The sequence below is a fragment of the Streptomyces sp. NBC_01267 genome, from assembly GCF_036241575.1.
In the GTDB taxonomy this organism is placed as follows: domain Bacteria; phylum Actinomycetota; class Actinomycetes; order Streptomycetales; family Streptomycetaceae; genus Streptomyces.
The window spans coordinates 3,377,412-3,398,048 of the sequence record NZ_CP108455.1 but is presented as its reverse complement, the minus strand read 5'-3'; the positions used below and the strand labels follow the sequence as shown (position 1 = coordinate 3,398,048).

The window sequence follows — 20,637 nt, the reverse complement described above, 5'->3', positions numbered from 1 at the left end:
CATCGCCGATGCCCTGCGGATGGCAGTCTTGGGGGCATGCGTTCGCTTCCGTACGTCGCCGGGGCCGCGGCCACCGTCCTGTTCGCCGTTCTGCCTGCCACGCCCGCTGCCGCCGACGGCGGGGGCGGGGCTGGGGGCGGGGGCGGGTTCACGATCAAGGACCCCCGGATCGCCGAGTCCAGCGGGCTGGCCGCCAGCCGTCTGCACCCCGGTATCTACTGGACGCACAACGACAGCGGCGACGGGCCGTACGTCTACGCGGTCGACTCGAGGACCGGGCAGACGGTCGCCACCGTGACCATGAGCGGGGTCGGCGCGCCCCGCGACGTGGAGGCGATCTCCATCGGGCCGGACGGTGACATCTACGTCGGGGACATCGGCGACAACCTCGACGGGTCCTGGGACCACGTCTGGATCTACCGATTCCCCGAGCCGAAGCAGTTGCGGAACGAGACGGTCCGGGCGACCCAGTTCACCGTGAAGTACGCCGACGGGCCGCGCAACGCCGAGGCGCTGATGGTGCACCCGAAGACCGGCCGGGTCTACATCGCGTCGAAGAACCAGACCAAGGGCGGGCTGTACGTGGGGCCCGAGAAGCTCTCCACGACCAGCACCAACGTCTTCCGGCGGATCGACAAGGTGCCGTGGGTGACCGACGGCGCGTTCTCCCCGGACGGGAAGCAGTTGACGCTGCGCGGGTACCTCGGGGCGGAGACGTACGACTGGAAGGCCTCCGGCGGGCTCGGTAAGGAGCACGTACTGAACGTGCCGTTCCAGGGACAGGCCGAGTCGGTGACGTACACGCTGGACGGCAAGGCGCTGATGATGGGTTCGGAGGGGGCGCAGAGCAAGGTGCTGCGGTTCCCGGTGGACACCCCGGGCACGACCGAGGACGGGGCCAGGGCGCCCGGCCGGAAGGGGAGTTCGCAGCGGGTCGCGGGGGACAGCGACGACTCGGGGCACTCCGGCATCACCTGGGGCGGCGCGGCGGTGCTGATCGCGCTGTTCGTGGTGTTCCTGGGGGTACGGAGGCGGTCGGGGAAGAGGTGAAGGACGCGGGTTCGTTTCCGCGGCCCCCGGTCAGGTAAGTACGTCCTACGGCGTCCAGTGCGCCGGCCTGACCAGCGACGGAGGCAGTTTCGTCGTCGCGTCGCCCCGTGCCGCGTTCAGCTGGGGCTGGGTGAGGAAGAAGCAGCCGGTGAGGTCCGCGCCGGTGAGGTCCGTGTCGCGGAGGTCCGCTCCGATGAAGTCGGCGGTGCGCAGGTCCGCGCCGGTGAGGTCCGCGGCTATCAGACAGGCCCCGCGGAGGTCGGCGCCCCTGAGGTCCGCGCCCCGGAGCCGGGCGCCCATCAGGTCGGCGCCCCTGCGATTCTTCTTCTTGCGGCCGGTGGGTCCGGCTCCGGCGCGTACGAGTTCGCTGGTGCGCAGGAGGAGCACGTTGACCTCCGCGCGGTGCGCCGCCACGTCCAGGTCCGCGAGTGCCTCGGGTGTGCCGTGGGTGAGGGCTTCGGTGGCGTCGAGGAGGCGGCGGAGCTCCGGGTGGAGGGGGCGGGCCGGGTCCAGGGTCAGCGCCTCGGTCAAGTACCAGAGCAGTTCGTGGAGTTGGCGGACGACGGGGAACGTGTCGAACATCTGCTGGGCGGTCTCCGGGGCCTGCCGCCAGTCCTGGCCGCCGAAGGTGACCTGCGAGACCTGCTGGCCCGCGCCGAAGCAGTCGTACACCGTGCAGCCCGGGAAGCCCTGGTCGCGCAGCCGGGTGTGGATCCCGCAGCGGAAGTCGGTCCGGAGATGGGTACAGGGCCGGCCGGCGCGCTTGTCGGCCGCGAAGTCGGCGGACGCGGCGAAGGGGAGCGCTACGCAGCACAGCCCGAAGCAGTTCGCGCAGTCGCCCTGCAGGGTGAGTTGTCGGGGCGGGGACGGGGGCTGGGGCACGGGGACGGGGCCTCCGGGGTGTGGGCGCGCGGGACCGGTTGCTCCGGGCTGCCCATGGTAAAGGCCCCAGGCCCTTCGGTTTCGGTGACCCGGACGGAGCTCTCGTCGGTGGCCTGGCCGATGGTCCCATCGGTGGTCCCGTCGGCGGCCCTGCCGCCGGTGGTCCTGTCCCCAGCGACAGGACCACCGCACCCTTCCTGCGCCGCCTGCGCCCCGGCCCGCGTCATGTCCTACGTCACGGTGATGGCCTGCACCGGACAGGCGCGGGCGGCCTCCTTGACCATCGGGTCGGCGGTGCCGTCCTCGTTGCCCGGCAGGAGTTCGCTGAAGCCGTCGTCGTCCTGGGTGAAGACCTTCGGCGCTGTCAGCGCGCACTGACCGGCGCCGATGCACACATCTGTGTCGATATTGATTTCTGTCACAACAGGCGCCTCTCGACGGGGAGTTGGATCATTCGAGTTGAATGGGGAAGTCGGGGAAGTGGGGGAAGTGGGGACTGGCGGGGCAGCAGGGGCAGCAGGGGCGACCGGGGAAGTAGGGATGGCCGGGTCGGCGGAGTCACCACGTCACGGGCAGTTCGAGCATGCCCTGGAGCGTGTCGCCCGGCTTGAACGGGATCTCGTCGGCCGGGGCCGCCAGCCGCAGCTCCGGCAGCCGGTGGAAGAGGGTGCGCAGCGCGATCTCGATCTCGGCCCGCGCGAGGTTCTGGCCGAGGCACTGGTGGACGCCGAATCCGAAGGCGACGTGGTGCCGGGCCTCCCGGGACAGGTCCAGTTCGTCCGGTGACGGGTAGGTGGAACCGTCGCGGTTGATCACCGAGGTGGAGAGGACCACCCCGTCACCGGCCCGGATCGTTTCCCCGCCCACCTCGATGTCCTCCGTCGCCAGCCGCGCCATGCCGTCGGCGATGGACAGGAAGCGCAGCAGCTCCTCCACGGCGGTCGGCATCAGGGTGTCGGAGGAACGCAACAGGGCGAGCTGGTCCGGGTGTTGGAGGAGGGTGAAGGTACCCAGCGAGATCATGTTCGCGGTCGTCTCGTGCCCGGCGACGAGCAGGATCACGGCCATCTGGACGAGTTCCTCGCGGTCGACGGCACCGGTTTCGAGCCGCTGGGCTATCAGTTCGTCGAGCAGCCCTTCGCCCCGGTCGGTGCGTTTGCGCTCGATCAGCGACCGGAAGTAGTCGTTGAGCGCGTCCCGGGCGGCCTCCACCTCGGTGACCCCGGGGCCGCGCAGCAGTTTGCGGGACTGGGCCTCGAAGAACTCGTGGTCGGCGTACGGGACGCCGAGCAGCGCGCAGATCACCATCGAGGGAACCGGCAGGGCGAAGGCGCTGACCAGATCGGCGGACGGCCCCCGCTCGATCATCGCGTCCAGCAGCCGGTCGACGGTCTCCTGGATCTGGGGCCGCAGTGCGGCGGTCCGCTTGACGCTGAAGCTCGGGATGAGCATCCGGCGCTGGGTGTGGTGCTCGGGGTCGTCCATGCCGATCAGCGCGACCCGTTGATCGGAGCTCCTGGCCACCCGCTCGGTGATCCGGGGGAACGCCGGGTTCTCCCGGTCGGACGACAGCCGCCGGTCGACCAGCAGCGCACGCGCCTCGGCGTGCCCGGTGACCAGCCACACCCGGCGGCCGTCGAAGAGGGTGGCGGCCGTCAGCGGCTGTTGCCCGTCGTCCGGGAGCCGGTATCCGGTCGGCGGGTGGTAGGGACAGGTACGGTCCTGCGGGAACGAGACGGCGGTCTCGGTGTCTGCCATGGCGGGCCTCACAAACAGATGTGGAGGGTGTCCTACCGGTCCCCTCCACTAGATGCCTCCGGCACCTAATGCTGCTACGCCATGTTCGGCCAACTAGGTTGATTCGTACTCAGGTCGGGCGGCTGGATCTGTACCTGGGCCGGGCCCGCACCCGTGTCAGGCCGGGGCCCGCACCCGTACTCGCATCAGGCCGAACTTGTACCTGTGCCCGTATCAGGCCCGATATCCGTACCCGTACCCGTATCAGGGCCGGGTGGCTGTCCGGGGTCGCCCACCCGTTGCGTAATCTCGCGGCATGACTGTCCTGGCGGCCGAGCCCGCGGCCTTTTCCACCGAACGCCTCGATCTGCTGCCGCTGCGCGTGGCGTACGCCGGGGAGATGGCCGAGGTGCTCGCCGACCCCGCCCTCCACGCGTTCATCGGCGGCGACCCGGCGACCGTGGACGAGCTGCGCGCCCGGTACGTACGGCAGGTCGCCGGTTCCCCCGACCCTGCGGTGACCTGGTGGAACTGGGTGATCCGGCTGCGTACGGAAGGGTGCCTGGCCGGGACCGTGCAGGCGACGGTCGAGCCGCCGGTCGCGGAGATCGCCTGGGTGGTGGGGACACCGTGGCAGGGCCGTGGCATCGCCAAGGAGGCCGCGGCGGGGCTGGTCGCGCACCTCGGGTCGGTACCCGGTGTGCGGGACGTGATCGCGCACATCCACCCGGACCACGCGGCGTCCGCCGCTGTGGCCGGGGCGGTCGGTCTCCGGCCGACGGGGGAGTGGCAGGACGGGGAGGTGCGGTGGCAGTCGTCGTTGCCCGTGTCACTGCCTGCATCGCCGACCGGGTCGTCGTCCCCGTACCCGCTGTAACCGCCACCGGCCCGTGCGGTCGGTCGCCTGCCAGCCGTGTTCGAGGAGGTCGAAGGCGGCCCGCACGGCCTGTTGGGCATCGGACCGGCCCCGGGCCAGGCTCGGTGCTTCGAGGGCGAAGCAGGCCAGGGCCGCGCAGGCCGGGGCTGACGGGAGCGGTGCTGGGCGCTGCTGCTTTTGCCGCGGCGCTGCGCGTCAGGGAGGTCCCGCTGTGCGCCGGGCCGGTACGGCCGAAGCAGGCGGGGGAGCCGGTCGGGGCTCCGGCCGACTCGAAGCCCGGTTCGCCGGTCAGTCGTCGTACGGGTCATCGAGCCACATCGGCTGTCGCAACTCCTCCAGCACGGGCGCCGGGAAGCGTGGGCCCGGGACGTAGTACCGGGCCTTCGTGTTCCCCACCGGCAGGAGCAATTCGGCCTCCACGAGCGCGCGGATGTCCCGGACGGACTGCTGATTGCTGAGATTCTCCGCGCGCTGATAGCGGGCCCGGCGGACGCGTCCAGCCAGAGCGGCGTCGTGCAGCGCCGTGACCTGGCGTTCGTCGACGCCGTTGTGTTCCCCGAATTCGGCGAGCTGGATCCAGCAGCGGGTGGACCGGTCGATGCGGTGCTGCACCGTCTGGGTCTGCTGGTGGTACGCGAGCAGGTTGAACCGGATCCAGAGGGCGGTGTCGCGCCCAGGGGACCACTCGCGGCCTCCCACCTGCTTGAGAACTTTGTAGTACTCCCAGGTGTTGCCCGGCGCGCCCAGCCAGGACTCGATCGAGGAGAACTCCGGGGCCAGGACCCCGCCGCGTGCGATGACCAGGGTCTGCAGGGAGCGTGACATCCGGCCGTTGCCGTCGGACCACGGGTGGATCTTGGCCAGGTTCAGATGGGCCATCGCGGCCCGGACCAGGGTGTGGGCTTCCAGGTCGCCCTCGTTGAGCCACGTGATCAACTCATGTGTCAGCGACGGGAGTTCGTCGGCGTCCGGGGCGACGTACGCCGCCTGTGCCGGCTGGCCGGGTTCGTTGATCCAGACTCCGCCCTTGCGCCACCGGCCCGCGGTCATGCCCGGATGGTGATGGCCCTGGAGCATCCAGTGCAAGCTGTTGAGCAGCGACTTCTCGTAGCGGAAGTCGGGGGTGTCGTGCAATGACTGCACGTAGGTCATGGCGTGCTGGTAGGCGAGCGTCTCCGCCCGGTTCTCCGCGGAGACGGCGACTTCCTGTTCGCCGTCCAGCAGGTCTTCGACATCGACGGAGTCGACCGTGTAGCCCTCGATGCTGTTCGATCCGGCAATGGCCTGCGCGGTGAGGGTCTTGCGCAGGTCGGCCGTCCACTTGGTCGGCGTGCGCTGTACCTGGTGCCGGAGGCTCTCCCGCATCGCGTCGACATGCGCGAGGACGTCGCGGTCCTGAGGCGTGAGTGCAGGAGTCTCGTAGAGCATGATTCGACAATACCCAATGGGTGTCATGGTGCCGCTTCCCCGCTTCCCCGCGTATCCCTGTGCGCTCCTGGGGTGCACAAGCGTTTACCCTGGGGTGAACGTCTGTGCACCCCAGTCGCGGTGCGCAGCTCCCACGCCAGCCGCAAGCCCGACGGAGAGCCATGTCCCCAGCGATACCCGGACCCGCAGAGCCGACAGCGCTCGCGGGATCCGACGAACCCGGCAGAGCCGCCCACCCCCGCATGTTCGTCGGCGTTCTCGCCTTCTGCGGTGTGGTCGTCGCCGTCATGCAGACGCTCGTCGTGCCGCTGCTGCCGCACGTGCCCGCGCTCACCGGGTCCACCCCCGCCGCCGCCAGCTGGCTGGTCACCGTCACGCTGCTCACCGGCGCCGTCTGTACGCCGGTGCTCGGGCGGGTCGGGGACATGTACGGGAAGCGGCGGGTGCTCGTCGCCGCGCTCGGGGTGCTCGTCGTCGGGTCCGTGCTCTGCGCGGTCAGCTCCCAGATCGGGGTGCTCATCGCCGGGCGCGCGCTCCAGGGGGCCGCGCTCGCCGTCGTACCGCTGGGCATCAGCATCATGCGGGACGAGCTGCCGCCCGCCCGGGTGCTGTCGTCCGTCGCGCTGATGAGTTCGACGCTGGGGATCGGTGCGGCCGTCGGGCTGCCCATCGCCGCGTTCGTCATCGAGCACTACAACTGGCACACCATGTTCTGGGCCTCGGCCGGGCTGGGCGTGCTGGACATCGTGCTGGTACTGATCTTCGTGCCGGAGTCCCCGCTGCGCACGCGTGGCCGGTTCGACGCGCTGGGAGCGCTCGGGCTGAGCGGGGCGCTGGTCTGTCTGCTGCTGGCCACCACCCAGGGCGGCGAGTGGGGCTGGGGTTCCGCCCGGGTCATCGGGCTGTTCGTCGCCGCCGTCGTGATCGGGCTCGTCTGGGGCCGTTACGAGCTGGGCGTCTCCTCGCCCATGGTCGACCTGCGGGTCTCGGCGCGGCCCGCGGTGCTGTTCGCCAACCTGGCCGCGCTGTTCATCGGCTTCGCCTTCTACGCCAACTCCCTGTCCACCGCCCAGATGGTGCAGGAACCCAAGGACACCGGGTACGGCCTCGGCGCCTCGATCGTGGTCGGCGGGCTGTGCCTGCTGCCCGGCGGGCTCTCCATGGTGGCGCTGTCGCCGGTCTCCGCGCGGCTCTCCGCCAGGTACGGCCCGAAGTTCACCCTCGCGCTCGCCTCGGGCGTCCTGGCCGTGGGGTATCTGGTGCGCTTCTTCACCAGCCACAGCCTGTGGCTGATCATCGTGGGCGCCACCGTGGTGGCCTCCGGCACCGCCCTCGCGTACTCCGCGCTGCCCTCGCTGGTGATGCGCGCGGTCCCGGTCAGCGAGACCGGGGCGGCCAACGGGCTCAACACCCTGATGCGCTCGGTCGGACAGGCCTTCTGCTCCGCCGTGGTCGCCGCCGTCCTGGCCAACGTCACCTTACAGGTCGGAGGCCGCACCGCGCCCACCCTGCACGCGTACCTGCTGGTCTTCCTGATCGCGGGGGCCGTCGCACTCGCCGCGCTGGCCGTCACACTGTGCATTCCGGGCAAGACGTCCGCCGCGGCCGGTAGCGTCGGGGAGCGGGGTACGAAGGTGCTTGTTCGGGAGGACGCATGACCGTCGGCGGTACGGATACGGATACGGGCGCGGACACGGGTACGGATGCTGGGGCCGGTACGGATACGGCGACCGCTGCGGGTACAGGTACAGGTACAGGTACAGGTACGGGTACGGGCCCGAGCGGCCGGGACGCCATCCTGTTCGCCGCCCGGCGGGCGTTCACCCAGCGCCCGTACGCCGAGGTGACCATGCGCGGGATCGCCGCCGACGCCGGGGTCAGTGCCTCGCTGATCGTCAAGCGGTTCGGGACGAAGGAGCAACTGTTCAACAAGGTCGCCGACTTCGGGGCGGCGGCCGACACACTCTTCGACGCGCCCCTGGACGAACTGGGCCGCCACCTGGTGCTCACTCTCGTACGGAGCCGGCGCGCCCAGCAGGCCGACCCGCTGCTGCGCGTCGTGTTCTCCCTCGGCAACCGTGACGAGCGCTCCCTGCTCAAGGAGCGCTTCCGCGAGCAGGTCACCTCCCGGCTGGCCGCCCGCCTCACCGGCGAGGACCACGAACTGCGCGCGGAACTGATCGCCGGCCAACTGCTGGGCATCGGTGCGGCGCTCAGCCTGCACCGGCCCGGCGCCGGTGAACTGGCCACGCCCGAACGGCTGGCCGAGCTCTGCGGGCCTTCGCTCCAGCGGTTGATCGACGGGTGAGCGGACGGCCTTCCCGTACGGGAGAGGCCGTACGGGAGACGCGCTGACCGCAGGGTGCCGCGTTCTGATCAGAGGGTGGCGCGCCAGGCCCCTCGGGCGAGCCGTGTCCGCCCGTCGGGGGTGATCAGGACGTGGGCACCGCGTGCAGGAAGCTCGCCGTGCTGAAGCCAGTAGGAGCGGATCTTGTCGAGGACGTCCCAGAGGTGGCGGGAACCGCTCTGGTGAATGACCGGGGTACCGCCGTCACGGCTGGTGGCACGAGCCCACGAACCGTCCGGGTGAGCGAGCCAGGCCGTACACCGCTCCCCGTCTTCCTCGTATCCGTGGACGACACCGGGCACCTCGATCCCCAGCATCGACGACAGGTCCCACGCCTGTTCCACATCCACCACCGGATACCGGCCCGCGGTGACGAACTCTCCTTCCTGCGTGCGGGCTGCGTCGCCGAGGCCAACCGGCAGGGCGTGGTAGTCGGCACTGTGCCGGGCGTCCATGAAACCCGCCCGGTCCCATTCGACCCGCCCCCTGGCGGTGCCATCGGCCTGTTTCTCCGCAGTGACGATGAGCGTCGTACCGGCGATGGTCGTCACCAGTCGTCCGCCCGGCTTGAGCGCTGTCAGCCAGCTCGTGGGTACGGGCCGGACGCCCACGGTGGCCACGATCCGGTCGTAGGCGTCCGGCAGTTCGCTGCTCGCGTCCAGGGCGTGCAGCCGGGGGTGCAGTCCAACCTCGGCGAGACGCTGCCCAGCTGCCTCGGTGAGGTAGGCGTCCACGTCGATGCTGCTGACCCGGCGTTCTCCCAGGCGCATACAGGCGAGGGCAGTGCCGTATCCCGAGCCGGTGCCGACATCCAGGAGAGTGTCGTCGTCGCCGAACCGGGCGTGCTGGAACATGCGCACCAGTAGCGACGGGAGCGTTGCTGAGGAAGTCGGTCGGCCCACGGGCCGGTCGCCGGGCTGCGCGTGGTCCGCGTGAGCGGTTCCGACGCGGGTGACGAGTGACGTGTCCGTGTACGCGGCGGCCCGCCACCCCTCCTCGGTGTCAGCCCCTGCGCGTAACGACCAACCATCCTCTCCCGCCCACCAGTTCGGAACGAAAAGATGCCGTGGGAGCGCCGCGACAGGTGTCCGCCAGCGTGACCCGGCGTGGGTGACGCTGTCCGCCAGGACTGCGGCAAGGGGTTTCCAGTTCACCGGTGCTTCTCCTGGAACTTCGGGTTGCAAGCAGGGGTGTTGGCGGGACTGCAATCGCCGCCGTCGTTGGGCGGGCACGCGTGGGTAGCCGCTTTGGGCACGGCGGACCGCGCTTCGGCCCACCGGGGGCCGGCCAGGACCTCACGCAGACGTGTCGTGCGTACGTTCCCTGTGGGCAGGTGCCGGGACAGGATGCAGCCGTACACATCACCGTCCGGGGACACTGCGACGCGCTCGTGGAAGCACCGCCCGCACAGCTCACTCACGTGGGGAATGGTGGCGGAATCCGATGCCGCGCGTCCAACTGCGCGTACCCGGTCCACTCGGATGTTCTGCACGCCGAGCGCCCGTAGTTGGGCTTCGGCTTCGGCGACGCGCTGCCCGTCACCGAGGTCGACCAGGCCGACACGCAGCGGGATGCCCCGGCGCAGTACCTCGGTGATGTTGGCCAGGGTGCGGGCATGGCTGCCCCTGCCTCCGGTGATCGTGTCGTGCTGCTCCGGGTCGTCGCTGTAGTAGCTGGTCGCGACACGAACACCGGCCTGGTCCAAGGCAGTCCACAGAGAGGGCCGGACATGCGCGAGGTTCGAGTAGACCTCGACGACCAGACCATGCCCGAGCGCGCGGTCGACGAGGGAGAACAAGGACGGGGAGAGAGTCGGCTCACCGCCGATGAACTGGACGGCGGGGATACCGGCAGCGGCGATGTCGTCCACGACGTCAAGCCAGTCGGCGCGAGTCATCGTGCCGTGGCCGGCCTTCGGTCCGGACAAGGTGCAGCAGTGCGAGCATTCCAACTGGCAGCGGCCTGTCAGCTCGCACTCGACGGAAAGAATTCCGTCAGCGGGAGAAGTGTTCAATCCGGGACTGTCGATGGTGATGGTCATGCCGAGCCTTTCGATGTGAGACCGGTGGGGTGCGAAGAAGCTCTTCGCTTTTCCTCCTTGGCGGTGTCTCTTCCTGATGCGTTGCGGTGGGAGAGCCGCCCCGGCCGGGTCTTACGGGACTCCGGCCGGGGCGGGTGTTGTCGGGTGCGACCCTTGAACCCGATTCGGTCGCCATGGGGTGTGGTGCTGGGTTATACGGCCAGGTCGTGTACGCGGCACGTGAGGAGCGGGACAGCCAGGAGGCAGGAGAGCACTGTCAGGGCGGCGAGGCGGTTCTTCGGCTCACGCATCGCTACTCCGGATGAGCTGGTGATCGCAGGGGCAGGGCCGGGGCGCACTCGGGCGCATCCGTCTGCCCTGCAACTCCGTACTGCTGACGCCTGTGCACCCGTCATGGCTCGTCTCGAAGAGCCGGGCGTGCATGCACGGTTCGCATGCCAGCAGGGTTCGCGGGCCGAGCACCGCGTCCAACTCCTCCTCAAGTACGGCCTTCAGCAGGTCCGCGTCGGTGAGGTAGCGCAGCGGCTCAAGCGGGACCTTCCACCACAGGCCCGGCCCCTCGGTACGTTCCACCGAAGGTACGAACACGTACGAGGCGGTACCCAGGACCGTCACGGACGACCCTGCCTGGTGCTGCCATGTATCGGCCGTGCGGGGCTTGATGAGCCAGTACAGCTTCTGTGCGTAGCCGTCCTGGATCACCGCGCCGCAGTTCTCGCCGAGTTGGTCGACGACGGTGGCTCCGATGCTGCACGGGGCGCGGACGGCGTCCCAGGAGCGTCCGGCGGCCACCAGCTCGCCCACGGTCCCCTGTGGAGGCTTCCACGGTGCGACGCAGTCACTCACCGCACGCCTCCAGGTTCTCCAGGTACGTGCACAGGGCCAGCACCGACCGGGACAGGCGCTGGGCCTCCGCGAGCAGCACGGGTGCGCGATGCCCGGTGGTGTGGTTCAGGCGGCGACGGGCCTCACCGATTCCGGCCTGCGCGGCGGCCCGCCATACGTCGTCCACGGGACGTCCGGCGGCCAGTGCGCGGACCTCGGGGATGAGCAGGGCGAGGAATCCGCGCAGCATCATGACCAGGGTGAGGAGATCATCCGTCGAGGGCGCCTCTTCCAGGGCGAGAAGCCGATCCGCTACGGCCCGCATCGTTTCGAGATCCACGGGCCTGGGATCCTCTGCCTCTGACCACTGTGAGCCGGTGGCGACTGGCCCCTCGATGGTTTGTTGCGTGTCGGTAGTCGTTTGCACGGTGCCTCCGGTCGTCGGCGTCTTCCCTTCGGGTATCCAGATTCGGTCTGGGGGATCAATATGCCTATGACCAGCGGGTGTTACCGACTCGGCAATGCACTCGTTTCTCTATCGATACGCTATCCATCCCCCATAAGATCGCCTCGGAGCCGACCTATGGACGTCATCTCGCCTGGCCCGCTTGCTCTGGAAGTCCTTGAACGTGAGGAAGTCGGGCGAGCTCTCGCAGAGCACGACTTCGCCACGGCGTTCGCCCTGTTCAAAAAGTGGGGCGGACTGTCGCAGAACAAGATCGCGTCGGCGTGTCAGCTCACGCCCGGCAAGGTCTCGAACATCATTAGCGGGCAGCAACAGGTCACTGCATTCACGGTGATTTGTCGTATCTCCGACGGGCTTTGTATCCCCGGCCCCATGCTCGGTCTCGCTCGTCGGCCGTGGGAGGCGAAACCCGACGAGCAACAGCAGGCCGTAGAGCCGGAGAGACGTACGCCGACAGGAGAGACCCCGTGGAACCCCGACCGCACGGTTGAGCTTGCGGCAGACGTGACCAGGAGTGATCTCGTGATGGATCGGCGCGCGGCAACTCGCGCACTTGCAGGGGCAGCCGTGACCGGATCCGGGCTGCTCAACTCGCTCGAAGGCTGGATGCAGCCAGCTGCAGCTGTCGTACCACGATTGCGCCGAGGTCGACTTGGCGAGAATGACATAGAGCAACTGGAACGCACCACGCGTCATTTCCGGTCATGGGACCACCAGTACGGCGGAGGATTGCGAAGCAAAGCAGTGGTTGGACAGCTGAATGAAGTTGCGTCGAATCTCGAAGAGCAGCAGCGGCCGGATGTCGAACGCCGCCTCTATCGGGTGATGGCGCAGCTTTCGGGAACTGCCGCGACGATGGCTTGGGACTTGGGGCAGCAGCGGCAGGCACAGCAGTACTACGTGCTTGCCTTGCGGTCTGCGCACGCTGGCGGCGACACCGTATTCGGGGCGAATGTGCTTGCCGGCATGGCACGGCAGATGTTGTATCGCGATCGGCCGCAGGATGCCCTCGATCTTGTGCGACTTGCGCAGGACGGGGCACGACATGAGCTTGGTCCGCGGGTACGTGCCATGCTCCATACCCGCGAGGCATGGTGCTACGCGGCGCAGGGGCGCCCTGGAGCATTCCATCGGGCAACGGGACAGGCTGTCGATGCACTCGCTGACGCTGACGACGGTGAAGAGCCCTACTGGATCCACTACTTCGATCGTGCAGAGCTCGCGGGTGTGACGGGCGGAAGGCTGCTCGACATGGCACGCACGGACCCCCGGGCACATGCGGAGACAGCTGCCGCAGAGATCAGGCAGGCGCTCGCTGCACGTGGTGTCGAGGCCAGCCGGTCACACGCGCTCGACTGGATCGGGCTTGCTGAGTGCTCGTTTCTCGCAGGGGATGTGTCAGATGCGGCTGACTACACGTACCGCGCTGTCGAGGCAGCCTCGCTCACCCGTTCCGGTCGGGTGCGTAGAAAACTCGGCTCGCTCTATCCCTATACCGTGGGCCGTAGTTCGTCGCCGTCGGTGCGAGGGGCGCGCGATAGTATCCGCGATCTGCTGGCGAGCTGATCGGAGAGTGCACGTGACAACCACCCTTGCCGTCACTGGGCATATGGACATCACAGCCGAAAGTGTCCCGCTCGTGCGTAACGCGCTTCGTGAGGTGCTGGAGTCGCATGCGGCTGACCGGCTGGTCGGGGTGTCGTGCATCGCTGCCGGAGCCGACAGCTTGTTCGCCGAGATGGTGATCGAGGTCGGCGGTCGGCTCGTGGCGGTGATTCCGTCGAGGAACTACCGGGCGACCAAGGTGCACGGCGAGCACGCCCAGGTATTCGATCGTCTGGTCGAGGCTGCCGCCGAAGTCGTTGTGCTGCCCTACGACACTGCGGACCGGAAGGCGTACGAGGCTGCGAACTCCGTCCTTCTGGAGCGCGCCGATCGGCTCGTCGCCGTGTGGGACGGAATGCCCCCGTCGGGCAAGGGCGGAGGCACCGCCGACACGGTGCTCGAAGCGCGCAAGGCCGGACTCGCCGTCGATGTGGTCTGGCCCACGGGTGCCGCACGGCGAGGCTGAGGTTCCCCACCGCACGCGAAGTAGCCCCCTACCGCGCGAGGTAGGGGGCTACTTGGGAGGACAGGGTGTCGGCGAGAGGCCCCGAGGCCTCAGAGCTGCCCGATCACGTAGTCGACGCAGGCCGTCAGCGCCTGGACGTCCGTCGGGTCGATCGCCGGGAACATCGCTACCCGGAGCTGGTTGCGGCCCAGCTTGCGGTACGGCTCGGTGTCCACGATGCCGTTGGCGCGCAGCGCCTTGGCGACCGCCGTGGCGTCGATCTCGTCCGCGAAGTCGATCGTGCCGATGACCTGCGAGCGCTTCGCCGGGTCCGTCACGAAGGGGGTCGCGTACTTCGAGTCCTCGGCCCAGCCGTACAGGTGGCCGGACGAGGCGGCCGTGCGGCCGGTGGTGAAGTCCAGGCCGCCCTGGGTGTTCATCCAGGTCAGCTGCTCGTTCAGCAGGAACAGCGTGGCGAGGGCCGGGGTGTTGTACGTCTGGTTCTTGAGGGAGTTGTCGATCGCCGTCGGCAGGCTGAAGAACTCCGGGATGTGCCGTCCCGAGGCGTGGACGCGCGCCGCGCGCTCCAGGGCCGCCGGGGAGAACACGCCGATCCACAGGCCGCCGTCGGAGGCGAAGGACTTCTGCGGGGCGAAGTAGTAGACGTCCGTCTCGGTGATGTCGACCGGCAGGCCGCCCGCGCCCGAGGTGGCGTCCACCAGGACGAGAGCGCCTTCGTCGGCGCCCGCGACCCGCTTGACGGGGGCCGCGACGCCCGTCGACGTCTCGTTGTGCGTGAGCGCGTAGACGTCCACGCCCGCCTCGGCCTTCGGGTCCGGGTGGGTGCCCGGGTCGGAGGCGATCACGGTCGGGTCGGCCAGCCACGGGGCGAGCTTCGACGCCTTCGCGAACTTGGACGAGAACTCACCGAAGTTGAGGTGCTGCGACTTGGACTCGATGAGTCCGTGCGTCGCGACGTCCCAGAAGGCGGTGGAGCCGCCGTTGCCCAGGATCACCTCGTAGCCCTCGGGGAGCTGGAAGAGGTCGCGTACGCCTTGCCGTACCGCGCCGACCAGGTTCTTCACCGGGGCCTGGCGGTGGGACGTACCCATGAGGGAAGTGCCGGTCGCGGCGAGGGCGTCCAGCGCCTCCGTGCGCACCTTGGAGGGGCCCGCGCCGAAACGGCCGTCGGCGGGCTTGATGTCAGCGGGAATCCGGATCTCAGCCACGAGCCGGAGCGTAGCCGGTTCCGGGCGGTAACGGACAGCAGGTCCGCCCGGTGAGACGGACGGACCTGCTGGGCGAACGGGTGTACGGGTGTACGGGCAGAGGCCCCCGGGGGGACCTGCCCGGCAGCCGCTCAGCCGCCGAGCTTCACCGGAAGTTCGTACAGGTCGTTCTGGGTGACGACCGGCTTGTTGCGCAGTTCCGTCGCGGGAACCGCCAGCCGCAGTTCGGGGAAGCGGTCGAACAGGGCGGGCAGCGCGACACCGGCCTCCAGGCGGGACAGCGCGGCGCCGGGGCAGACGTGCGGGCCGTGGCCGAAGGAGATGTGCCGGTTGGGGGTGCGGGTGACGTCGAAGTCACCGGCCGTCGGTCCGTGCGCCTCTTCGTCGCGGCCGATCGCGCCGAACGAGACGATCAGGCCCTCGCCCTTGGGCAGGACCGCGTCGCCGACCTCGATGTCCTCGGCGGCGAAACGGATCAGGACGTGCGAGGTCGGGGTGGACCAGCGCAGCGTCTCCTCGATGACGTTCTCCCACGGCACCTCGCCGCCGAGCACCAGCTTGCGCTGCTCGGGGTGGGCCTGCAGGGCGACCACCGCGTTCACGATCAGGCTGATCGTCGTCTCGTGGCCGGCCGCGATCATCAGCTGGAGGGTGTTGGTGATCTCCTCCGTGGTGAGCTGGTCACCGTCCTCCGAGGCCGCGATCAGCGCACTGGTCAGGTCGTCGCCCGGGTTCTCCCGCTTCGACTCGACGATCTTCGCGAAGAGCGTGCCGAGGTCCGCCATCATCTGCGGGACCTCCTCCGGCGGCGTCTGCGTCGAGAAGAACTTCTCGAAGAGGGTCTTCAGCCGCGGGTGGTCCGCCGCGTCCACGCCCATCAGCTCGCTGACCACGTTCATCGGCAGCGGGTACGCGAACTCCGCCTTCAGGTCGACGGTCTCGCCGGCGGGGATCTCGGCCAGCCGGTCCAGCATGCCGGTGGTGAGCTTCTCGATGCCCGCGCGCAGCCGCTCCACCCGGCGTACGGTCAGCGCCTGCGCGACCAGCGTACGGAGCCTGCGGTGCTCGCTGCCGTCGACCGTCAGCATCGAACGGCCCGGGTTGGCCAGCCCGATCAGCGGCCAGTCCAGCGGGATCTCGCCGCGCTGCCAGGCACCCCACACGTTGATGTCCTTCACCAGCCGGGCATCGGTGAGGAGTTGCCTGGCCTCCGCGTGACGCGTCACCGCGTAACAGGCCACCCCGCCGGGCAGCACGACCCTGGCGAGCGGGCCCGCCGCGCGCAGGGCGGCGCTCTCCCCGTCCAGGTCCTGGACGAACGGGTCCAGGGCGATGCTCTCGGTGGGTGTTCCGTGGTCGACCGGGCAGGTCATCTGTGGCTCCTGGGTCTTTCGTTGGGGCCGGGCCGGGACGGTCTTCGCGTCACAGCGCCGGTACCGGGGTGAAGGTGACGGGCAGGGTGGACAGACCGCGCAGCCACGGCGAGGGGCGCCGCGTGAGGCTCTCCTCGGGTGCCGCGAGGTCGACGTCGGGGAGGCGGTCGAGGATGACCTCGATGCCCGTACGCGCGATGACCTCCGCGATCTCCTGGGCCGGGAACGGGCAGCGGTGCTCGCCGTGGCCGAAGGAGAAGAAGGCGTTGTTGCCCCCGGTGAGGGCCGAACCGTCGGTGCGTACCTGCGGATCGGCGTTGGCGGCGGCGATGCCGAGCAGCAGCATGTCGCCGGACTGGATGTGCCGGCCGCCGAGCGTGGTGTCGCGGGAGGCCCAGCGGCCCGCGACGTTCTGGGTGGGGGTGTCCTCCCAGAGGACCTCGTTCATGGCCTCGGCGACGCTGTGCCGGCCGCCGGACAGCGACGCGGCGAACCGGTCGTCGGTCAGCATCAGCCGCAGCGAGTTGCCGATCCAGTCGGCGGTGGGCTGGTGGCCCGCGGCCATCATGACCATCAGGTCCTGGGCGATCTCCTCGGCGGTGAAGCCCGCGTTGTTGCCCAGCATGTGCGAGGCGACGTCCTCGGCGGGCTGCTCCTGCCGCGAGATGAGCAGGTTCACCATCGACTGCGCGAGGTGCTGCTGCCCGGCGAGGGCGTGCTCCCGGCCGTCGATCATGTCGTTCAACGCCTTGACCAGGGCCGGGCCCTCGTCGTCCGTGAAGCCGTAGATCCGGGCGAGCACCCGGACCGGCAGCATCATCGCGTACCGGCCGATGATCTCCGTCTCTCCGGCGCCGCAGAAGGAGTTGACCAGTTCGTCGGCGAACTGCTCGGAGATCCGGCGCAGTTCGAACGGGTCGACCGACTCCAGCGCGTCGCCGATCATCGCGGCGCGCTCGCGGTGCCGCTCGCCCACGGTGTAGAGGATCGACGGCTGCTTACGGCCGATCATCGGCAGCAGCGGCCAGTCGTCGGGGATGCGGTCCCACTGGCTCCACAGGTCGGAGTCCCGGCTGAAGAGCACCGGGTCGGCGGTGACCTGGTGCAGCTCGCGGTAGTCGAGCACCAGCCAGGCCGGTACGTCGCCGTCGAGGATCACCGGCGCGACCGGGCCGTGGTCGCGGCGCATCTCCCGGTAGAGCTGGGTGGGATCCGTCTGGAAACGCGGGCCGCTCAGCGGGGTGGGCGGGGTTTCGGTGGTCATGTGGTGCTCGGCTCCCGGGCGGAGGACGCGGCAGATGCGGAGGATGACGTGGCAGATGCGGAGGACGCGGCAGAGGAGGCGGACGCGTCGGACGTGGTGGCTGTGTCGGACGTGGCGGAAGCGGCGGACGCGGTGGACAGGGCGTGGAGGTGCTGGAGGAGCGTGATCAGTACGTACTTGCTCGACGTACGGTCCCGCGCGTCGCAGTCGATCAGCGGGATCTCCGGGGAGAGGTCCAGCGCCTCCCTGAGCTGCTCCAGGGAGTGCACCGGGCCGCCGAAGTCGTTGCAGGCGACGATGAACGGGGTGCCGTGGTGCTCCAGGCGGTCGATCGCGTACCAGGAGTCGGCGAGCCTGCGGGTGTCGACGAGGACGACCGCGCCGAGCGTGCCGGAGAACAGCCGGTCCCAGAGGAACCAGAAGCGCTCCTGGCCCGGTGCGCCGAAGAGGTACAGGATCGTGCGCTCGTCGATGGTGATGCGGCCGAAGTCGAAGGCGACGGTGGTGGAGGTCTTGGCCTGCACACCGCTGAGATCGTCGACGGCCGCCCCCGCCTGCGTCATCGTCTCCTCGGTGTTCAGCGGACGGATCTCGCTGACGGACCTGACCATGGTGGTCTTCCCTGCGCCGAACCCGCCGACGATGACGATCTTGAGACCGTTGTCGGCGGTGCCGGCCAGGGCGTTCGGGTTAGAGGTTGCGGAGTCCAACGAGCACCTGCTCCAGGATGTGAGGGTCGGGAAGGCTGTCGGCGCCGCGTGCCGTGCGCGGATGGCGGGCGCTGATCCGGCCGGTGTCGAGCAGGTCGCAGAGCAGGATCCGGGTGATGGACACGGGCAGCTTCAGCTCCGCCGCGATCTCGACGACGGCCGTGGGACGGCCGCACATCCGCAGGATCGAGACGTGCTCGGACTGCATGCCCGGCGTCGGGTCGCACTCGCTGACCACCAGGGTCACCAGGTCGAACACGGTGGCGTCCGACCTGGTGCGCCCGCCGGTGACGGTGTAGAGGCGGTCCGGGTCGTCGTCGCGTCCCGGCCTGGCCCTGCTCAACGGGGGGTTCATGCGCGGGGCTCCGCGCTGAGGTGTTCGCCCAGCTGCTCGACCAGCTCGCTCATGTTGTGCCCGATGAGGCCGACGTCGGCCGACTCGTCGGCGATCACCGAGAGATGCGCGCCGTCGCCCGCCTCCACGATGAACAGCACGCCGCCGTAGAACTCGGCCATCGCGGTGCGTACGCCGCCGCTGCCGTCGCCGAACTCCATGGAGGCGCCGTGCGACAGGCTCTGGATACCGGCCGAGATGGCGGCGAGCTGGTCGGCCTGGTCGACGGAGAGACCGGGCGTACGGCAGAGCTTGAGGCCGTCACGGGAGAGGACCAGGGCGTGCCGGGTGCCGGGAGTGCGCTCAAGGAGGCTCTCCAGCAGCCAGTTGAGCCGCTCGTCGGTGGTGGTCGTGCTCATGAGGTGCTGCCTTCCGGGTTCGGGGATTCGCCACGTACGGCCTGGCGGAAGGTGCTGAACCTGGCGGCGGATGTCGTGGGTGTGGTGGTGGTACGCGGCTGGGTGGAGCCGGGGATCTGGGTTCCTGCCGGGTGCGCCGCGGCCATGGTCCGGCCGCGCTGCCGCTTGGGGAGACCGCTCTCGCCCAACTCGGCGGTGGCGTGATCGGGTTCGGGCTCCGGGGTTCCGGCGGGCTTGGTGACCTCGGTGACGTCTACGGCGTCTGAGGCTTCTGCGGTGTCTGCGGCGTCCGCGGCTTCTGCGGCTTCTGCAGAGGTGGCGGACGCCGTGGTTCCGGCGGCCGTGTCCGTGCCCCGTACCGGCAGGGGCTCCGCCTCCGTACGGGACCGGGTCTCCGGAGCTGCCGTGGCGGCAGGCGCGGGAGCTGGTGCCGCCGCGCCCGGTGCCGTACCCCGGGACTGGCGGGAGATCAGTTCCTGCGGGAGCAGCACCAGGACGCCGGTGCCGCCGCGCGCGGACGGGCGGAAGGACACGGTCAGCCCGTGCTTGCGGGCCAGCCGCCCCACCACGGCGAGGCCGAGGCGGGTGCCGGAGAGCCCGGCGAGGTCGGTCTGCTGGGTGGTCTCCGCGGTCACGGCCCGCTCGGCGCGGCGCAGCTGGACGTCGCTCATGACCAGGCCGCTGTCCTCGATGGTGAGGATCACCCCGGCCGGTACCTCCTCGACGTACACGTGCACTTCGGCCGTGGGCGGCGAGAAGTTCGCCGCGTTGTCGAGGAGTTCGGCGAGCGCGTGCATGACGCCCTCGGCCGCGTGGCCGGCGATGGAGACCTCACTGGTCGAGTGCAGCCGTACGCGCTGGTACCCGGCGATCCGGCCCATCGCGCCGCGCAGGATCGACTCCATGACGATGGGCTTGGCCCAGCGGCGCCCGGAACGGGCCCCGGTCAGTACGGCGATGGAGTCGGCGAGCCGTCCCGCCTGGGCGGTGCGGTGGTCGAGGTGCAGCAGGTCGCCCAGTACGTCCTCGTCGGTGTGCCGGTGCTCCATCTCGCGCAGGTCGGCGAGCATGCCGGTGGCGAGGGCCTGCATGCGGCCCGCGGCGTTGGCGGCTGCCGACATGGCGGCGGCGCGGACCGATTCGGCGCGGGCGGTGCGGGCGGCCAGCTCGACGGTCTTCGCGTCGAACTGCGCGGTGAGCCCGGCGGCAGTGGCCTCGCGCTGGGCCGTGAGTTCGGCGACCTTCGCCCGGTGCTCGGCGGTGAGCTGCGCGGTCCGCTGCTCGAAGTCGGTGGCGAGCTGGGCGGCGCGCAGTCCGGACTGGGCGGACTCCTCGGTCAGTTGGCCGATGCGCGCACCGAGCCTGCGCGAGGTGAGGGTGGCGAGCCGTACGGCGTGCACGGCGGTGGTGACGGCGGTGCTGAACAGCAGGGCGGCCACCGCCGAGCACCAGCCGAGAGGGGTACGTATCTGGTCCGGGGCGGCGGACACCGCCCAGACGCACAGCAGGCCCGAAATGATCACGGAGATCAGCAGAGCCAGCGCGGTCGGGCGGAGCGGGGGGCGCTCTGTCATCTGGCGGAGTCCTCATGGACGGATGGGGCAG

Annotated in this window: 21 protein-coding genes; 6 read left to right on the top strand and 15 right to left on the bottom strand. The window is 69.8% G+C overall.

Going from position 1 to position 20,637, the window contains the following annotated elements; all coding sequences use genetic code 11:
* The first annotated feature begins 36 nt into the window (after nt 1-36).
* Nucleotides 37-1,050: a WD40 repeat domain-containing protein gene (locus OG709_RS15530; RefSeq protein ID WP_250301132.1), complete on the top strand. Its 1,014-nt coding sequence runs from the start codon at nt 37-39 to the stop codon at nt 1,048-1,050.
* A gap of 45 nt (nt 1,051-1,095) precedes the next feature.
* Here the strand turns inward: OG709_RS15530 and OG709_RS15525 are convergent, their stop codons facing one another.
* From OG709_RS15525 to OG709_RS15515, 3 genes are all read right to left on the bottom strand, one after another.
* Complete coding sequence (locus tag OG709_RS15525; protein WP_266642366.1) at nt 1,096-1,932, bottom strand: pentapeptide repeat-containing protein; 837 nt, start codon at nt 1,930-1,932, stop codon at nt 1,096-1,098.
* A 230-nt stretch (nt 1,933-2,162) separates the two neighbouring features.
* On the bottom strand, nt 2,163-2,354 hold the full coding sequence (locus OG709_RS15520) for a ferredoxin (protein ID WP_250301134.1): 192 nt from the start codon (nt 2,352-2,354) through the stop codon (nt 2,163-2,165).
* A 136-nt stretch (nt 2,355-2,490) separates the two neighbouring features.
* Nucleotides 2,491-3,690: a cytochrome P450 gene (locus tag OG709_RS15515; protein ID WP_326694601.1), complete on the bottom strand. Its 1,200-nt coding sequence runs from the start codon at nt 3,688-3,690 to the stop codon at nt 2,491-2,493.
* A gap of 295 nt (nt 3,691-3,985) precedes the next feature.
* On the opposite strand from OG709_RS15515, the gene OG709_RS15510 reads away from it, so the two are divergent.
* The gene (locus OG709_RS15510) at nt 3,986-4,546 is read left to right on the top strand and encodes a GNAT family N-acetyltransferase (RefSeq protein WP_266642368.1); all 561 of its coding nucleotides are present in this window, start codon (nt 3,986-3,988) and stop codon (nt 4,544-4,546) included.
* Nucleotides 4,547-4,834: 288 nt separating this feature from the next.
* On the opposite strand, the gene OG709_RS15505 is transcribed toward OG709_RS15510, so the two are convergent.
* Nucleotides 4,835-5,974, bottom strand: coding sequence for a Fic family protein (locus tag OG709_RS15505; RefSeq protein ID WP_329166562.1), 1,140 nt, complete (start codon nt 5,972-5,974; stop codon nt 4,835-4,837).
* Nucleotides 5,975-6,135: 161 nt separating this feature from the next.
* Here OG709_RS15505 and OG709_RS15500 point away from each other — a divergent pair, with 161 nt between their 5' ends.
* Together OG709_RS15500 and OG709_RS15495 are read left to right on the top strand one after the other, a co-directional pair.
* On the top strand, nt 6,136-7,632 hold the full coding sequence (locus OG709_RS15500; RefSeq protein WP_329166560.1) for an MFS transporter: 1,497 nt from the start codon (nt 6,136-6,138) through the stop codon (nt 7,630-7,632).
* Nucleotides 7,629-8,282 (top strand): TetR/AcrR family transcriptional regulator, encoded by a 654-nt coding sequence (locus tag OG709_RS15495; protein ID WP_326694603.1) that lies wholly within the window; start codon nt 7,629-7,631, stop codon nt 8,280-8,282. The genes OG709_RS15500 and OG709_RS15495 overlap by 4 nt, the downstream gene beginning before the upstream one ends.
* A 68-nt stretch (nt 8,283-8,350) precedes the next feature.
* On the opposite strand, the gene OG709_RS15490 is transcribed toward OG709_RS15495, so the two are convergent.
* From OG709_RS15490 to OG709_RS15475, 4 genes are all read right to left on the bottom strand, one after another.
* The gene (locus OG709_RS15490; protein WP_329166557.1) at nt 8,351-9,223 is read right to left on the bottom strand and encodes a 50S ribosomal protein L11 methyltransferase; all 873 of its coding nucleotides are present in this window, start codon (nt 9,221-9,223) and stop codon (nt 8,351-8,353) included.
* 248 nt (nt 9,224-9,471) lie between these two features.
* Complete coding sequence (locus tag OG709_RS15485) at nt 9,472-10,362, bottom strand: radical SAM protein (RefSeq protein ID WP_326694605.1); 891 nt, start codon at nt 10,360-10,362, stop codon at nt 9,472-9,474.
* 282 nt (nt 10,363-10,644) lie between these two features.
* Nucleotides 10,645-11,208, bottom strand: a complete 564-nt coding sequence (locus OG709_RS15480) for a hypothetical protein (protein WP_250301147.1) — start codon at nt 11,206-11,208, stop codon at nt 10,645-10,647.
* A complete protein-coding gene (locus tag OG709_RS15475) occupies nt 11,201-11,527 on the bottom strand; it encodes a DUF6415 family natural product biosynthesis protein (RefSeq protein WP_329166553.1) in 327 nt (108 codons plus the stop codon). The genes OG709_RS15480 and OG709_RS15475 overlap by 8 nt, the downstream gene beginning before the upstream one ends.
* Before the next feature lie 243 nt (nt 11,528-11,770).
* Here OG709_RS15475 and OG709_RS15470 point away from each other — a divergent pair, with 243 nt between their 5' ends.
* Together OG709_RS15470 and OG709_RS15465 are read left to right on the top strand one after the other, a co-directional pair.
* Nucleotides 11,771-13,219 (top strand): hypothetical protein, encoded by a 1,449-nt coding sequence (locus OG709_RS15470; RefSeq protein ID WP_329166551.1) that lies wholly within the window; start codon nt 11,771-11,773, stop codon nt 13,217-13,219.
* A 43-nt stretch (nt 13,220-13,262) separates the two neighbouring features.
* Nucleotides 13,263-13,724, top strand: a complete 462-nt coding sequence (locus OG709_RS15465; protein WP_329166548.1) for a hypothetical protein — start codon at nt 13,263-13,265, stop codon at nt 13,722-13,724.
* An 89-nt stretch (nt 13,725-13,813) separates the two neighbouring features.
* Here OG709_RS15465 and serC read toward each other — a convergent pair whose 3' ends face one another.
* The 7 genes from serC to OG709_RS15430 form a co-directional block, all read right to left on the bottom strand.
* Complete coding sequence (gene serC / locus OG709_RS15460) at nt 13,814-14,932, bottom strand: phosphoserine transaminase (RefSeq protein ID WP_266642377.1); 1,119 nt, start codon at nt 14,930-14,932, stop codon at nt 13,814-13,816.
* A 131-nt stretch (nt 14,933-15,063) separates the two neighbouring features.
* Complete coding sequence (locus OG709_RS15455) at nt 15,064-16,305, bottom strand: cytochrome P450 family protein (protein ID WP_266642379.1); 1,242 nt, start codon at nt 16,303-16,305, stop codon at nt 15,064-15,066.
* A 49-nt stretch (nt 16,306-16,354) separates the two neighbouring features.
* Nucleotides 16,355-17,569: a cytochrome P450 gene (locus tag OG709_RS15450; protein ID WP_250301156.1), complete on the bottom strand. Its 1,215-nt coding sequence runs from the start codon at nt 17,567-17,569 to the stop codon at nt 16,355-16,357.
* A complete protein-coding gene (locus OG709_RS15445) occupies nt 17,566-18,279 on the bottom strand; it encodes a GTP-binding protein (RefSeq protein WP_250301157.1) in 714 nt (237 codons plus the stop codon). The genes OG709_RS15450 and OG709_RS15445 overlap by 4 nt, the downstream gene beginning before the upstream one ends.
* Complete coding sequence (locus OG709_RS15440; protein ID WP_250301158.1) at nt 18,260-18,634, bottom strand: DUF742 domain-containing protein; 375 nt, start codon at nt 18,632-18,634, stop codon at nt 18,260-18,262. Before OG709_RS15440 ends, OG709_RS15445 begins: the two co-directional genes overlap by 20 nt.
* Nucleotides 18,631-19,032 (bottom strand): roadblock/LC7 domain-containing protein, encoded by a 402-nt coding sequence (locus OG709_RS15435; RefSeq protein ID WP_250301159.1) that lies wholly within the window; start codon nt 19,030-19,032, stop codon nt 18,631-18,633. The genes OG709_RS15440 and OG709_RS15435 overlap by 4 nt, the downstream gene beginning before the upstream one ends.
* A complete protein-coding gene (locus OG709_RS15430; protein ID WP_329166544.1) occupies nt 19,029-20,606 on the bottom strand; it encodes a sensor histidine kinase in 1,578 nt (525 codons plus the stop codon). Before OG709_RS15430 ends, OG709_RS15435 begins: the two co-directional genes overlap by 4 nt.
* Between the last annotated feature and the right edge of the window lie 31 nt (nt 20,607-20,637).